Origin of the sequence: Nocardia sp. NPDC088792, from assembly GCF_044750615.1 — a bacterium.
In the GTDB taxonomy this organism is placed as follows: domain Bacteria; phylum Actinomycetota; class Actinomycetes; order Mycobacteriales; family Mycobacteriaceae; genus Nocardia.
Map to the genome: position 1 here is coordinate 492,481 of NZ_JBIVKC010000005.1, position 13,273 is coordinate 505,753.

The 13,273-nt window shown below is 68.5% G+C and carries 13 protein-coding genes; 9 read left to right on the forward strand and 4 right to left on the reverse strand.

What is annotated here, in order from left to right; translation table 11 throughout:
• Window positions 1-370: 370 nt before the first annotated feature.
• The 6 genes from ACIP5Y_RS34455 to ACIP5Y_RS34480 all read left to right on the forward strand — a co-directional run bounded on the left by ACIP5Y_RS34455 (window position 371) and on the right by ACIP5Y_RS34480 (window position 7,604).
• Window positions 371-1,579: an ABC transporter substrate-binding protein gene (locus tag ACIP5Y_RS34455; RefSeq protein ID WP_400356578.1), complete on the forward strand. Its 1,209-nt coding sequence runs from the start codon at window positions 371-373 to the stop codon at window positions 1,577-1,579.
• 230 nt (window positions 1,580-1,809) lie between these two features.
• Complete coding sequence (locus ACIP5Y_RS34460; RefSeq protein ID WP_400356579.1) at window positions 1,810-2,763, forward strand: ABC transporter permease; 954 nt, start codon at window positions 1,810-1,812, stop codon at window positions 2,761-2,763.
• Window positions 2,757-3,599: an ABC transporter ATP-binding protein gene (locus ACIP5Y_RS34465; RefSeq protein WP_400356580.1), complete on the forward strand. Its 843-nt coding sequence runs from the start codon at window positions 2,757-2,759 to the stop codon at window positions 3,597-3,599. The genes ACIP5Y_RS34460 and ACIP5Y_RS34465 overlap by 7 nt, the downstream gene beginning before the upstream one ends.
• Complete coding sequence (locus ACIP5Y_RS34470; RefSeq protein WP_400356581.1) at window positions 3,596-5,029, forward strand: PLP-dependent cysteine synthase family protein; 1,434 nt, start codon at window positions 3,596-3,598, stop codon at window positions 5,027-5,029. Before ACIP5Y_RS34465 ends, ACIP5Y_RS34470 begins: the two co-directional genes overlap by 4 nt.
• The gene (locus ACIP5Y_RS34475; protein ID WP_400356582.1) at window positions 5,026-5,715 is read left to right on the forward strand and encodes a YcnI family protein; all 690 of its coding nucleotides are present in this window, start codon (window positions 5,026-5,028) and stop codon (window positions 5,713-5,715) included. The genes ACIP5Y_RS34470 and ACIP5Y_RS34475 overlap by 4 nt, the downstream gene beginning before the upstream one ends.
• Window positions 5,716-5,774: 59 nt before the next feature.
• A complete protein-coding gene (locus tag ACIP5Y_RS34480) occupies window positions 5,775-7,604 on the forward strand; it encodes a copper resistance protein CopC (RefSeq protein ID WP_400356583.1) in 1,830 nt (609 codons plus the stop codon).
• A 75-nt stretch (window positions 7,605-7,679) separates the two neighbouring features.
• Here the strand turns inward: ACIP5Y_RS34480 and ACIP5Y_RS34485 are convergent, their stop codons facing one another.
• Complete coding sequence (locus ACIP5Y_RS34485; protein WP_400356584.1) at window positions 7,680-8,744, reverse strand: diacylglycerol kinase; 1,065 nt, start codon at window positions 8,742-8,744, stop codon at window positions 7,680-7,682.
• A 25-nt stretch (window positions 8,745-8,769) separates the two neighbouring features.
• Entirely contained in the window at window positions 8,770-9,558 is a 789-nt protein-coding gene (locus ACIP5Y_RS34490; protein ID WP_400356585.1) for an SDR family oxidoreductase, read from the reverse strand.
• A 131-nt stretch (window positions 9,559-9,689) separates the two neighbouring features.
• Between ACIP5Y_RS34490 and ACIP5Y_RS34495 the strand changes: the two genes are divergently transcribed.
• A complete protein-coding gene (locus ACIP5Y_RS34495) occupies window positions 9,690-10,322 on the forward strand; it encodes a TetR family transcriptional regulator (protein WP_400356586.1) in 633 nt (210 codons plus the stop codon).
• A 74-nt stretch (window positions 10,323-10,396) separates the two neighbouring features.
• Here the strand turns inward: ACIP5Y_RS34495 and ACIP5Y_RS34500 are convergent, their stop codons facing one another.
• On the reverse strand, window positions 10,397-11,047 hold the full coding sequence (locus ACIP5Y_RS34500; RefSeq protein ID WP_400356587.1) for a hypothetical protein: 651 nt from the start codon (window positions 11,045-11,047) through the stop codon (window positions 10,397-10,399).
• A 126-nt stretch (window positions 11,048-11,173) separates the two neighbouring features.
• Between ACIP5Y_RS34500 and ACIP5Y_RS34505 the strand changes: the two genes are divergently transcribed.
• Both ACIP5Y_RS34505 and ACIP5Y_RS34510 read left to right on the forward strand, forming a co-directional pair.
• Window positions 11,174-11,671 carry a DUF2752 domain-containing protein gene (locus tag ACIP5Y_RS34505; protein WP_400356588.1) on the forward strand — a complete coding sequence of 166 codons (498 nt, stop codon included), beginning with the start codon at window positions 11,174-11,176 and terminating at the stop codon, window positions 11,669-11,671.
• A gap of 53 nt (window positions 11,672-11,724) precedes the next feature.
• Entirely contained in the window at window positions 11,725-11,913 is a 189-nt protein-coding gene (locus tag ACIP5Y_RS34510; RefSeq protein ID WP_397005404.1) for a hypothetical protein, read from the forward strand.
• A gap of 1 nt (window position 11,914) precedes the next feature.
• On the opposite strand, the gene ACIP5Y_RS34515 is transcribed toward ACIP5Y_RS34510, so the two are convergent.
• Window positions 11,915-13,228 (reverse strand): aminotransferase class V-fold PLP-dependent enzyme, encoded by a 1,314-nt coding sequence (locus ACIP5Y_RS34515; RefSeq protein ID WP_400356589.1) that lies wholly within the window; start codon window positions 13,226-13,228, stop codon window positions 11,915-11,917.
• Between the last annotated feature and the right edge of the window lie 45 nt (window positions 13,229-13,273).

The window sequence follows — 13,273 nt, forward strand, 5'->3', positions numbered from 1 at the left end:
CAGGTGGAGAGCGATTGCCGCTCTCCACCTGTTGTCGTTTCCGGGCTGAATTCCGCTGTGTACCCGGACCTCTGCTGTGCGTCCAGCAAAATCACTTCCGTATGGCAGCAAATTCACTCCGTGTGACAGCAGTCGTGCGGAGTGAATTATGTTGCCGTACTTCGCTATTGATCTTTACCGGGGGATCGGAACGTCGGGGGTGGCCGGGCCACCGCCTGCCGGGGACTTGTGTTCGTGGTGACTCGAAATCTGTTCGTGCGAGAACGGTTTTGCGAATCTGGCGAGGCTGCCCCCGGCGATCGGCCGGGGAGGGAGGCGCTCCGGCTCCGAATAACGGTGTGGGTGCGCCGCGATGAGGAGGACCCTGGCCATGGCAACCGACAACGAACAGGCCCGACCGCACGATAATGCCGACGGGTCGGCGGCGGGCGCCGCCGCATCCGCGGAGGACGGTGGTGTCGCCGGCACCGAAGCTGCCGCCGGTAATGAGGGTGTGGCCGGTGGTGTCACTGCCGGGCACCCGAGTGCCGCCGACGATGAAGACGATCTGGAAGTACCCGGGGAGCTCGAGGTTCCGGGGTTGTCGCGGCGGAAGCTGTTCGCGGGGGCGGGGATTGCGGCCGCCGTTGTGGCCGGTGGCGGGTTGGCGGCCTGGTTGACGACGCGGCGGACGCCGGGGTCGGGGCCGGTCGATCGGGCGTTGAAGATCGGGTATGGGGGCGGGGTATGTGAGGCGCCGCTGTTCGCGGCCTTGCACGCGGGGATTTTCGAGAAGCACGGATTGAAGGTGGAGGCCGTCAAGACGGGCGGCGATCAGATCAAGGATGCGGTGGGGGCGGGGAAGCTGGATGCGGCGCCCGGGATCTTCTTTTCGTGGCTGAAGCCGATCGAGCAGGGGATCGATGCCAAGCTGGCGGCGGGGCTGCATGAGGGCTGCCTGCGGCTCATCGTGCCGCCGGACAGTCCGATCAAGACCATCGGGGAACTGCGGGGCAAGACGATCGGGGTGGGGGCCATCGGGGATTCGTCCATGTCGTTCTTCTCGCTGGATCTGCTCGATGCGGGGATCAATCCGAGCGAGGACGTGGAATGGCGGGTGTATCCGGGCGACCAGTTGGGGGATGCGCTGGTGCGCGGCGATATTCAGGCCGTCGCGGGCAGTGACCCGGATGCGCTGGTGCCGACCCTGCGCGGGAAGGCGCGGGAGCTCACCAACAATCAGACGGGCGCGAACCGGGAACTGTTCTGCTGCGCGACCGCCATCAATGGACGTCTGCTGCGCGAGGATCCGGATACCGCGCGGGCGCTGGTGACGGCGTGGGCGGAGGGCAGCCGCTGGGTGGGCGCCAATGTGCCACAGACCGCGGGCATCGAAGTGGACAACAAGTATGTGGCCGCGGATCGCAATATCATCGAGGCCACGTTGAAGACGTACGGCTACAACCCGTCCGCCGTGAAGTTCAAGCCCGAGATCACGCCGGGCATCGAGAAGTTCGCCAGGACCGGATATCTGGAGAAGAAGACCGACCCGATCGCACTCGCCGACAAGGTGTTCGCCGACCTGGGGCTGACATGGTGACCACCGCGACGGGCCGGTCCGCCGCAACAGAACCGAGCTCGCCGGATGGGGCGGAGCCTGTCGCCGCGGATCTCGGCACGCCGCAGCCGGCAACAGCCGAGGCCGGTACACCGCGTTCCAGCGCAGGGGTCGTTGCCCTGTCCGGTCCGGAGCAATCGACCGGGCGTCGCTCGGCTGAGACCGTCACTGCGACCGCCGGTTCCGCGAGCAACCGAGGCGTCGGGGCAGAGGTGCGGCGATACCCGCCCACCTTGGGGTTCGGGGTGGCGTTCGCGTTGTGGGTGCTTGCCGCTGCCTCGACGCTGGTGGTGCCGGATCGGCTGACGGAGGCGTCGGCGACCGTGGCGGGAATCCCGTTCGCGGTAATCGCTTTCGCGGTTCTCGTGTGGGCGGTGGCCGCTTATCGGAACCGGCAGGCGACTGTGCGGTTGCGGTATTGGACGCCGTGGATCGGGGTGGTGGCGGCGTGGGTGCTGGTGTGGGAGTTCGCCACCGCCAAGACCGGGTGGCTGGAGCCGCCGCATTTCGCGTCGCCGCAGCAGTTGTTGCAGGTGTACCTCGATGACGGTGGGTTGCTGGCGTCGTGTACCTGGCATTCGCTGGTGTTGCTGGTGGTGGGGTTCGTGATCGGCGCTGTCGGCGGGCTGGTGACCGGGATCGCGGCGGGGTGGTCGAAAACCGTTGCCTACTGGTGGCATCCGCTGATGCTGGCGTTGGGGCCGGTGCCGCCGGCGACGATTCTGCCCGTGGTGTTCATCCTGTTTCCGAGCACCTATGCGGGCAGTGTGTTCATGGTGGCGCTGGGGGTGTGGTTCCCGGTGTCGTTCCTGACACGAGTCGGGGTGTCGGGGGTGGCGCGCGGATACTTCGATGTGGCGCAGACACTCGGGGCGTCGAACCGGTTCCTGATCTGGCGGGTGGCCGTGCCGGGCGCGCTGCCCAGCATCTTCACCGGACTGTTCATGGGGTTGTGTGCGTCGCTGACCGCGTTGGCGGTGGCGGAACTGCTGGGGGTGAAGAACGGGCTCGGCTGGTACATCCAATGGACCAAGGGGTGGGCGGCGTATCCGCGCATGTACGCGGCGATCGTGATCATGATCGTGCTGTGCGCCGGTGCGATCACGGTGCTGCTGTCCATCCGGAATCGGGTGCTGGCCTGGCAGAAGGATCTGGTGCGATGGTGAACGACGGAATCGCGGTCGACATCGACGGGGTATCACATCAATTCGCGGTCGCGGGTGCGCGGTCGCGGAGTCTGCTGGACCGGGTACTCGGCCGGTCCGCGCCCGAGCCGACACGGGCGCAGGAACTGGGGCGGCTGCGAGTGCTCACCGATGTGTCGCTGCGCATCGAACCGGGACAGTTCGTGGCCTTGCTCGGGCCGTCCGGGTGCGGGAAGTCGACACTGTTGCGGCTGCTGGCCGGACTCGACCGGCCCTCGCGCGGCACCGTGAGCGCCGACGGGGTGCGGATCGACGGCCCGGATCCACACCGCGCGTTGATGTTCCAGGATCCGACACTGTTCCCGTGGCGGACCGTCGAACAGAATGTGGCGCTCGGGCCGCAGGCGCGCGGCACCCTCGCCGCCGACCGGGAACGCGTCGGCGAGGCGCTGGAACTGGTTGGGCTGCACGGATTCCGGGACTCCTATCCGGCGCAACTGTCCGGCGGTATGGCGCAGCGGGCGGCGCTGGCGCGGGCGCTGGTGAACCGGCCGCGGCTGTTCCTGCTCGACGAACCGCTCGGCAAACTGGATGCGCTCACCCGCGCCACCCTGCAGGGCGAGATCGCCCGGCTGTGGGAACGCGACCGCTTCACCGCGGTGCTGGTGACACATGACGTCGACGAGGCGTTGCGCCTGGCCGATCGGGTCGTGGTGTTCACGCCGCGGCCCGGAAAAGTGGTGCGGGACCTGGCAATCGATCTGCCGCGCCCGCGCGATCACGATCACCCCGATTACCTTCGACTGCGCCGGGAGCTGTTCGCAGCGCTCGGCGAGACAGGCAGGGCCGCCGCATGACCACCGTCTCCCACACCACCGCCGGAGTGTTCGACTCGTTCGCCGACGCCATCGGCAATACGCCGCTGGTCCGGCTCAACCGGGTGATCGACGACATTCGCGCCACCGTGTACGTGAAGCTCGAATACCTGAATCCCGGTGGCAGCGTGAAGGATCGCGCCGCGCGGGCCATGCTGCTGGCCGCGGAGGAAGCGGGGGAACTGCGGCCCGGCGGGACCGTGGTCGAGGCCAGTTCCGGCAATACCGGGTTGGGGCTCGCCGCCTTGGCCGCGGCGCGCGGGTATCGGACCATCGTGGTGGTGCCGGACAAGGTGAGCGCGGAGAAGAAGGCGCTGCTGCGGGCGCACGGGGCGGAAGTCGTGGTGACGCCGGGGCTGCGGCCCGTCGACCATCCGGAGCATCTGCGGTCGGTGGCCCTGCGACTGGTCGAGGAGATTCCGGGCGCTTGGTTCGCCGGGCAATACGACAATCCCGCCAACCCGGCCGCGCATCGCGCCACCACCGGACCCGAGATCTGGGCGCAGACCGGCGGTCGGATCACGCATTTCGTGGCCGGTATCGGCACGGGCGGAACCATCACCGGCACCGGCGAATTCCTGAAGGAAGCCTCCGGCGGGGCGGTCCGGGTCATCGGCGCCGACCCGGAGACCTCCGTGTACGGCGGCGGTGACGGGCGGGTCTGGTACGTGGAAGCGGTCGGGCACATCCTGCATCCCGAGACCGCGGAGGACGTGTGGCCGGATTCGTATCACGTGGATGTGGTGGACGGGATCCAGCGGATACCCGACGCCGAAGCCATCCGGGTCCTGCATCGAGTGGCGCGGGAAGAAGGGCTGCTGCTGGGTGGATCATCGGGTACCGCGATTGCCGCCGCGCTGCGGACTGCCCGAGAGTTGGGGCCCGAGGATGTGGTGGTGGTCGTCGCGCCGGATTCGGGGCGGGCTTACCTGTCGAAGTACTACAGCGATGAATGGCTCGGGACGCTCGGCTTTCCGCTGACCGGGGCCGCCGAGGGCGTGACTGTCGGTGAGGCGCTGGGACTGCCGCAGGAGGTGCCCGCGCAGGGGACGGCGGTGTCGTCCGGTGCCACCGTCGCGGAGGCGAAGGGCCTGCTCGGGGCGGGCGGGGCGCTGCCGGTGGTGTTGCAGCGCAGCACTTCTGGGCCGACGGTCGTGGCCGAGGTGCTCGGATCGGTCACTGCGGCGGGGCTCGCGGATGTCGCTGAGGACGATCCGGTCGGGGACCATCTGGACGCGGCGCTCCCCGTCGTCGGTACCACCGCGCCGCTGGCGTGGGCCCTCGAAAAGCTGGCCGGGCATGCGGGGCCGGTGGTGATCGCCCACGAGGGGCGGATCATCGCCGTGCCGGACGCGGCCCGGATCAGCGAACTGTCTGTGGAAAACACTGGTGTGAAGGAAGATTCGCGGTGAAATACGGTTCTTGGGTTGCTGTCGTGGCGGCGGGTGCGCTGTCCATGACGGGCGCGGGCGTGGCGTCGGCGCACGTGACGGTCAGTGCGCCCGACGCGGCGGCCGGCGGATACGCGGAAGTGGCGTTCCGGGTGCCGGACGAATCCGCCACCGCGGGCACCGTGAAGCTGGAAGTGACACTGCCGCAGGATCATCCGTTCACCGAAGTACGCACCCTGCCGACACCCGGGTGGCAGACGGAACTGAAGCGGACGGCGCTCGCCGCGCCCCTGAAGGATGACGACGGGCATCAAGTGACGGATTACGTGTCCTCCGTCATCTTCACCGCGCAGAACGGCACGCAGATCGGGCCCGGGCAGTTCGGGGAGTTCAAGCTGCTGGTCGGACCGCTGCCGAGCGTGAGCGATGTGGCCTTCCCGGCCATTCAGACGTACAGCGACGGGACCACGGTGTCCTGGATCGAGCGATCCGCCGACGGCACCGAACCCGAGAAGCCGGCACCCGTCCTGCACCTGACCGCCGCACACGGTGACGGGCACGGACAACCGGCCGCAGCACCGGAGCAGCAAGGGCAACAAAAGGATTCGTCCGCCACCGAGTGGCTCGCCGGTATCGCGCTGGCGCTGTCGATCATCACCCTCGGGGTGGTCGTGGCGCCGCGACTACGCCGCGCCCGCAGCGAGTGACAACCGGAACACTTGCGCGCAACCCTCGCCGGACACCTCGAAAAGCGCTACGCACGAACATGATTCGCGTAGTTTTGGTGTCCGGCCTGGCGTTGCTCGCGCTCTGGTGCGGGTCTGCCACCGCCTCCGCGCACGCCGTCCTGGTGAGCAGCGATCCGGCATACGGATCGACGATCGCACACGAACCCGATCGCGTATCCCTGACCTTCGACGAACCGGTAACCGCCGCACAGGATGCGGTCACCATCAGCGACGCGGACGGCCGGCGCGTCGACACCGGCGGCACGACCACCATCGACGGCGGCCGCACGGTGCAACGCCACCTGCGCGCCGGCCTACCCGACGGCACCTACCTCCTCGGCTGGTCCCTCCTGTCCGCTGACGGCCACCTCGTCTCCGGCTCGATAGTCTTCGGTATAGGCGTCCCGCCCGACCTCAGCGTCGCCGCCACCCGCCCCGACCCACTGGTCGCGGCCCTCGACACGATCGTCCGCCTGCTCACCGGCCTCGGCTACGCAGGCCTCGCCTTGGCAGTAGGCATCCCGATAGCGGCCCGCCTGACCTGGCCCGCAGGCTTCCGCACCCGCGCCGTACCCCAATTGATCCGAATAGGTGCGGCCACAACAGCCCTGACCGCGCTGCTGATCTTCGCCGCCACCCCCGGCCGGCTCGCAGGCTCGCCGGGCTGGGGGCAGCCGCAGGTATGGGCGCAAGCAGCAACGACAGTCCTCGGCGCCGCCGCCCTCCTCCGCGCCGCGGCCGCAACCCTGCTCGCCTTCGCGGCCTCGAAGACCGCTGCCGCATTCGCGGCGTCGGCGGTAGCGAAGCAGACAACGCAGCCATCCGGGTCGTTCGGAGGACGAACCGCCCCGAGCGTAGTCGCGGGGCTGGTGATCATCGGTACGACAGCGGTATCCGGGCATGCGGTGAGTGGTGAGTATCGTTGGATTGCAATAGTTTCCACCGTGCTGCATCTCGTCGCCATGGCGGTGTGGACGGGCGGCGTGGCGATCGTGCTGCTGGTGTGGCGGACACCGGCGCGAGCCGAGGTGGTGCGGCGGTTCGGTCCGGTGGCGGCGAGCGCAGTGGGGGTTGTCGTGGTGACGGGGATCTTCCAGGCATGGCGAGCGGTGGATCCCGTTGCGTCGTTGTGGAGTACGTCGTGGGGGCTGCTGCTGCTGGCCAAGGTGGCGTTGGCCGGGCTGGCCATTGTCGCGGCGCTGGTGGTCCGGCGCGGGAAAAGCGCTGGAGCTCAGGCACTCACGACCTGGGTTCCGGTGCGGGAGAGCCGGCAGCGCATCGAGCGTTCCGGGGGCGGAGTCGTATCGCGGCTGCAGGGCGATCGCGGGATGACGGCGGCCGGCGCGGATGGCGCGCGGCGCGCTGCCGCTGTGCGCGTGGATGGTTCGGTGCGCAGGGCTGCTCGTCGGGCCGGCTCGGCTCGTCGGGATCGCGGGTGGGGTGTACGGGTGGAGTTCGGGCTGCAGGTGGCGGTGTTGGTGGTGAGCGCGGTGTTGACAGGGGTGGCTCCCGCCCGGGAGACCTATGATCCGGCCACCACCGTGGAGGCGGGGATCGGGCCGTTTCGGGCGGAGGTGGTGGTGGATGGTGCGCAGGTGGGGCGGCAGGAATTTACTGTGCGGCTGCGGGATTCGGGCGGAGAAGCGGTGGGGGCGCAGGACGTGACGGGGAAGTTGGTGCCTGCGGATAGGCGGGCGGGGGCGGTGGATGTGGTGTTTCGGCGGGTGGAGCCGGTGGAGATCGGGCCGGATTATTTTGTGTCGCAGCGGGTTCCGGTGCCCTTCCCTGGACGGTGGCAGTTGCGGCTCACGGTGGTGGCGGACCGCGTGAATGCCTATGCGGCGACGGTTCCCTATCGGGTGTGGTGACAGCCACCTGGTGGAGGTGCGGCGGTCGATGACCGCAGCGGAGCCGGTACGGGCTCCGCCGCGATCGGGGTGACCTCAGGAGACGAGGCCGCGGCCCGTGGTCAACGGGAGGTCGGTGGCCGTCAAGAGGCCGGGGCGGGCCTGGACCACGGCGGGGATGGCGCTGACCAGGCGGGCTGCGGTGCCTACTATGCCTGCTTCGGCGTGGTCGCCGTTGATGTAGAGCTGGAGGTCGAGGAGGTAGTCGGGTTCGCCTTTGATTTCTACTCGGTAGCAGCCTTTTCCGGCGGGCTGCGGCCAGTCGGGGGCCAGGGCGGGGTGCAGGCGGGTGACGTGTTCGAGGGTGAGGATCTCGCGGCCGGCGCGGACGCCGTGCACCTGGAAGCGGAGGGCGGCGGCGGTGCCCTCCTCGATGACGCGGCCGCCGATCTTCAAGGGTTCGGTGGCGGGGAGGCGTTCGAAATGCTGGGTGACCGTGTCCAATTCGATGTCGAGCGCGGCGGCCAGCTGGCGGATGACGCTGCCCCAGGCGAGGGTCAGGACATTGGGTTGCAGCAGGAGCGGCAGGTCGTCCAGGGCGCTGCCGAAACCCATGATGTCGAAGAGGACCTTCGGGTTGTCGTAGGTGGAGTAGTCCATCAGCTCCGAGCAGATGATGGCGTCGATGCGTTCCGAGCCGCTGGACAGCAGCAGCGGCAGCCAGTCGTTGGCCCAGCCGGGGTCGATGCCGTTCACCCACAGGGAGGCGCCGCCCTCGGTGGCCGCGTCGATGATCGGGGTGATGGCCTCGTCGGGCAGGGTGCCATACGGGAACTGCAGGAAGACGGGGCTGCTGGACACCACATTGATGCCGGCGCGCAGGAAGGTCTTCAGATCCTCCACGGCCTCCATGAGCCGGTCGTCGGCCATGGCGGTGTGCACGATGCAATCGGGTTTCAGGGCGATGAGGGCCTGCGCGTCGGTGGTCGCGGTGACGCCGACGGTGTGGTCGAGACCGGCCAGTTCGCCGGCGTCCTTACCGTCCTTCGCCGGTCCGGACACCCAGACGCCGGCCAGTTCGAGCTCGGGCCGGGCAATGATGGAACGCAGCGTACGGCGGCCGACATTGCCGGTGCTCCACTGCACTACGCGATATGTCATGCGAATTCTCCTGTGTGCGTGCGGATCACAGATCCGGCAGGCCGAGTTCCAGGTTGGGGGCCTCGATTCCGCCGTCCACTTCCAGGACCTTGCCGGTGATGTATCCGCCCGCGCGGGAACTCAGGTACACGATGGCGGCGGCGATCTCCCACGGTTCCCCGAGCCGCTGCAGTGGGGTGGCGGCCTCCATCTTGGCCTTGATCTCCGGTTGCTGCGCAACGACTTCCAGCGCCGACGTGAGTACCGAGCCGACGGCGATGGCGTTCACCCGGATGCGCGGGGACAGGTCGGTGGCGGCCAGCCGGGTCCAGTGCGCGAGCGCGGCCTTGGCGGTGCCGTAGGCGAGGAAACCGCGGCCGGCGGAACGGCCCATCATCGAGGAGATATTGACGACCGAACCACCGTCGTTCTTCAGCATGTGCGGTACGGCGGCCTGCGTGAGGGCGTGCGCGGTGGCCACATTGAAGCGGAAGGCGTCCTCGAGGAAGTCGGCCGAGGTGGTCATGAAGGTGTTCGGCATGGTGCCGCCGACATTGTTGACGATGATGTCGAGGCGGCCGAGTTCTGCGGCGGTGGCGTCGGCCAGGCCCGCGACCGTGGACAGGTCGGACAGGTCGGCGGGGATGGTGATGGCCTTGCGGCCCAGGGCGCGGATCTTGCCGGCCACTTCGTCGAGCTGGGTCGCGGTGCGGGCGGAGAGGGCGACATCCGCGCCGGCTTCGGCGAGGGCGAGGGCGGTGGCGGCGCCGATGCCGCGGCCCGCGCCGGTCACGACGGCTACGCGGCCGTCCAGTCGGAAGGTGTCCAGGATCATTCGGGGGAGCCCTTCTATGGGTGACGACAGTCACAAGCAGCATTAAGCAGTTATTCTTAATCGTCAAGGAGGAGTTCTTTATCCACTGGTTGGCCGCTATGGTGCACACACAAGACAGGACGGAGGACCGAGTGGCAGTGAACGACGCGCGCGAGCGGATCATCCTCGCGGCGGAACAGCTGATCGGCGAGCGCGGGCCCGCCGTACCGCTCCGCGATATCGCCGCCGCGGCCGGACAGCGGAACAATTCGGCCATCCAATACCACTTCGGATCCCGCGACGGGCTCATCGAAGCCGTCGTCGAGCACCGGCTCGCCACCCTCGAGATACGACGGCTGGAACTGCTCGCCGAACAAGCCGGCGCGGGCAGCGCACCCGGCGTGCACGGGCTACTGGAAGCCCTGGTCCTCCCCATGTTCGAACTCGCCGAACGACACGGAATCCACCATTACGCACGGTTCTTCGAGCAGATCCACACGCACCCGGCGGTCACCGACGCCGCCAACCTCGACAGCGAACGACGCACCTCGGTGCGGGTCATCATGCAGCAGCTCGACCGCGAACTGAACCACCTGCCGAAACGCCTACGAATACGACGATTACGCGCACTCCCGACCGTGCTCTTCGCCCTCCTCGCCGACCACGAGCGAGCCGTCGAAGCCGAGCGGGCCCGGGCCGGAGACGTGAACGCCTGGGGCGAGGTCGTCGACATGCTCGCGGGCGTCCTCACCGCCCCCGTGGCCGAACGCGCACCGTTGCGCTGAAAGCCGAGCCGCGGATGCGAACGGCCCGGCCGGATGATCCGGCCGGGCCGCGAAAAGTGAAGCGCTGAAACGGATTACCGCTGATAATCCTGCGGCGGATAGTCCTGCCGCGGCTGGAATCCCTGCTGCGGTGCATACCCTTGCTGCTGCGGGTGACCCGGTTGCGACCGATACCCGGCAGGCTGTGCCGGGTTGTCCTGCGGGTTCGGGGCGGGGTACGGCGACGGCGCGGCCTGGCGGGGCTGGTTCGGATACTGCGCGGGCTGACCATAGTTCGGCTGCGGCGCATAGCCGTTCGGTCCGTTCGGCGAGCCCGGCTGAGCGTAATTCTGTGGCGCCGGCTGCGGGAAGCCCTGCTGCGCGGGCCGGCCGAACGCGGGTTGGGCCGCCGGGTAGCTCTGCTGCCCCGGTTGTGCATAGCCGGGCTGAGACTGTGGGTAACCCGGCTGGGCGGGATAGCCCGGAGTGGCCTGCCAAGCCGGTTGACCCTGACCGGGTTGCGGTTGCGCGCCCGGCAATGGGGCGATGAGGGGTGGTTCGGCGTCCTGGCGTTTACGGACGGCGAAATAGACGCCGCCGCCGAGAACTATGACGACCGCGAGGCCGATCAAGCCGAAGAGGTGGCCGATGACGCGCACCCCGACCCTGATGAAAATAATGAGGAGGATGGCGCCGACAGCGGCGAACGCACCCCCGATTCTGCCGCGGCCATTCTTCTGGCTCATATGGACTTGCCCCCGAATCGAAAACTGTTGCCGGGGCAGCATACCCACCGCGCGGACCGCTCGCAGCGGGAGGAGGACGGTGGGTGACCTGGCAGGTTCGGTGCCGCGCGGCTACCGTTGATGCTCGTGGACACCGCTGCCGACGCCGATTCGCGGGAGCATTCCGTGGGCGAGACCTCCAGCCTCCCGGCGCACCCCGCCGCTGCCGCCGGTCGGCCGCGCTGGCTGAGCGCCGGATTGCCGCTGCTCGCGGGGGGTGCGGTGGCAGGCGGGCTGGCGCTCTTGCATTTCCGCGATCCGCATCGGGCCGGGTCGTACGGAGTGTGCCCGTTCTATGAGCTGACCGGCTATTGGTGCCCGGGATGCGGTGGCTTGCGTGGCTTGCACGATCTCACCGATGGCCGCGTGCTCGACGCCATTCACAGCAATATCCTGTTGCTGCCACTGATGCTGGGATTCCTTGCCTGGTGGGGTTCGTGGGTGTTGCAGGGGTGGCGTGGGCAGCGAATTCCGGGTCTGCCGCGGATATTGCCCAGATCGGCGCTGTGGATAACCGTCGCATTCCTGGTCGCTTTCACCGTATTGCGTAATTCGCCGTGGGGTACCTGGCTCGCGCCCGTATGACCTTGCGGCGTGCCGGGTCGAGTGAACGAGAACGGCAGGGGCATGCTCTCGGTATGAGCCAATCACTGAAAGAACGCGTGCGCGCCAAATTGATGCGCCAGCTGACCGAAGACGGGCCGCTCGATCTGGACCAGGACGACGTCCGGCAGCTGTCGGTCCAGGATGACCTCGTACTGCTGAGCGCCGTCGAGGACGACGATCCCCTCGTCGAAGAACTAGCGGCCCGATACCTGGTGCCGTAGTTCAGAAGCCGCAGGGCGCCGCGCCCTCGGCGCCTTTGCCGAACGGACGGGTCTCGGGGACCGGGTTCCAGTGTCCTTCGGCGCGAGCGTAATTCCAGGCCGGACCCTTTTCGACGAGGGTCGAGACGGCGTCGATGAGCCGATCCACATCGGCCGCGGTGGTACCGAGGCCGATGCTGGCGCGCAGGGCGGCATCCACACCGAGACGGGCGAGCAGCGGATGCGCGCAGAAACGGCCGTCGCGGACCCCGATACCGTGCTCGGCGGACAGGTAGGCGGCGACCTGGCCCGGCTCGAAACCGTCGACGGTGAAGGCCACGATGCCGACCGCGTCGGTGCTGTCCCGCCAGATACGCAGGAAGTTCACGCCCGGAACGGTTTTCAGGCCGTAACGCAGGCGGTGGGTGAGGTACTGCTCGTGCTCGAGGACCGTCGTCGCGTCGAGAGCGGCCAGCGCGTCACAGGCCGCGGCCAAGGCGGCCACACCGAGCACATTGGGGGAACCGGCCTCGTGCCGCTGCGGGGCAGGGGCCCACTCGACACCGTCCGCGGTCACCGAGCGCACCGCGCCGCCACCCGCCAGATACGGCTCCGCCCGGTCCAGCCAGTCGCGGCGGCCCACCAGCACACCCGCACCGAACGGCGCGTACGCCTTGTGCCCGGAGAAGGCCAGGTAATCGATGCCCGTGGTCTGCAGGTCGATGCGGCGGTGCGGGGCCAGCTGCGCGGCATCCACCAGGATGCGGGTACCGCACTGATGCGCGATCCACGCCAGCCGCTCCAACGGCAACAGTTCCCCGGTCACGTTCGAGGCGCCGGTAACCGCAAGCAGCGCAGCGGGTTTCGAGCACAACTCCGCGACCAGGCGCTGAATGGTCTCCTCGATGGTGTCCGCGATCGGCACCACGCGGCGGCCGTGCCGCGTCCAGGGCAGGAAGTTGGCGTGATGCTCCACATCCAGCACCACCGTGTCACCGGGCACGCAGGAGGCCAGCAGGTTCAGTGAATCGGTGGTGTTGCGGGTGAAGACGACCACCTGATCGTCGGCCGCGTTCAGGAAGCGAGCGACCGTGGCCCGCGAGTTCTCGTAGCAGTCGGTGGAGACGCGGGAGGCGTAGCCGGCGCCGCGGTGCACGCTCGCGTAGAACGGCAGCAGTTCCGCGACGCGGTCGGTGACCTGCTGCAAGGCGGGGGCGCTGGCCGCGTAGTCGAAGTTGGCGTAGGTGGTGGTGCCGCCCTGCACGAGGGGCACCTGCAGCTCACAACCCGAGACGGTGGCCAGCGGGGCACAGGTCTGGTCGGCGAAAGCAGTCATCACGAAATCCCATCGGATCCAGGGACGCGCGATCAGAGAAAAGAG

Excerpts from the sequence above, each read along its gene's own strand:
- ACIP5Y_RS34455 (WP_400356578.1), top strand. The coding sequence starts at position 371 with ATGGCAACCGACAACGAACAGGCCCGACCGCACGATAATGCCGACGGG.
- ACIP5Y_RS34465 (WP_400356580.1), top strand. The coding sequence starts at position 2,757 with ATGGTGAACGACGGAATCGCGGTCGACATCGACGGGGTATCACATCAA.
- ACIP5Y_RS34470 (WP_400356581.1), top strand. The coding sequence starts at position 3,596 with ATGACCACCGTCTCCCACACCACCGCCGGAGTGTTCGACTCGTTCGCC.
- ACIP5Y_RS34480 (WP_400356583.1), top strand. The coding sequence starts at position 5,775 with ATGATTCGCGTAGTTTTGGTGTCCGGCCTGGCGTTGCTCGCGCTCTGG.
- ACIP5Y_RS34485 (WP_400356584.1), bottom strand. The coding sequence starts at position 8,744 with ATGACATATCGCGTAGTGCAGTGGAGCACCGGCAATGTCGGCCGCCGT.
- ACIP5Y_RS34490 (WP_400356585.1), bottom strand. The coding sequence starts at position 9,558 with ATGATCCTGGACACCTTCCGACTGGACGGCCGCGTAGCCGTCGTGACC.
- ACIP5Y_RS34500 (WP_400356587.1), bottom strand. The coding sequence starts at position 11,047 with ATGAGCCAGAAGAATGGCCGCGGCAGAATCGGGGGTGCGTTCGCCGCT.
- ACIP5Y_RS34510 (WP_397005404.1), top strand. The coding sequence starts at position 11,725 with ATGAGCCAATCACTGAAAGAACGCGTGCGCGCCAAATTGATGCGCCAG.
- ACIP5Y_RS34515 (WP_400356589.1), bottom strand. The coding sequence starts at position 13,228 with ATGACTGCTTTCGCCGACCAGACCTGTGCCCCGCTGGCCACCGTCTCG.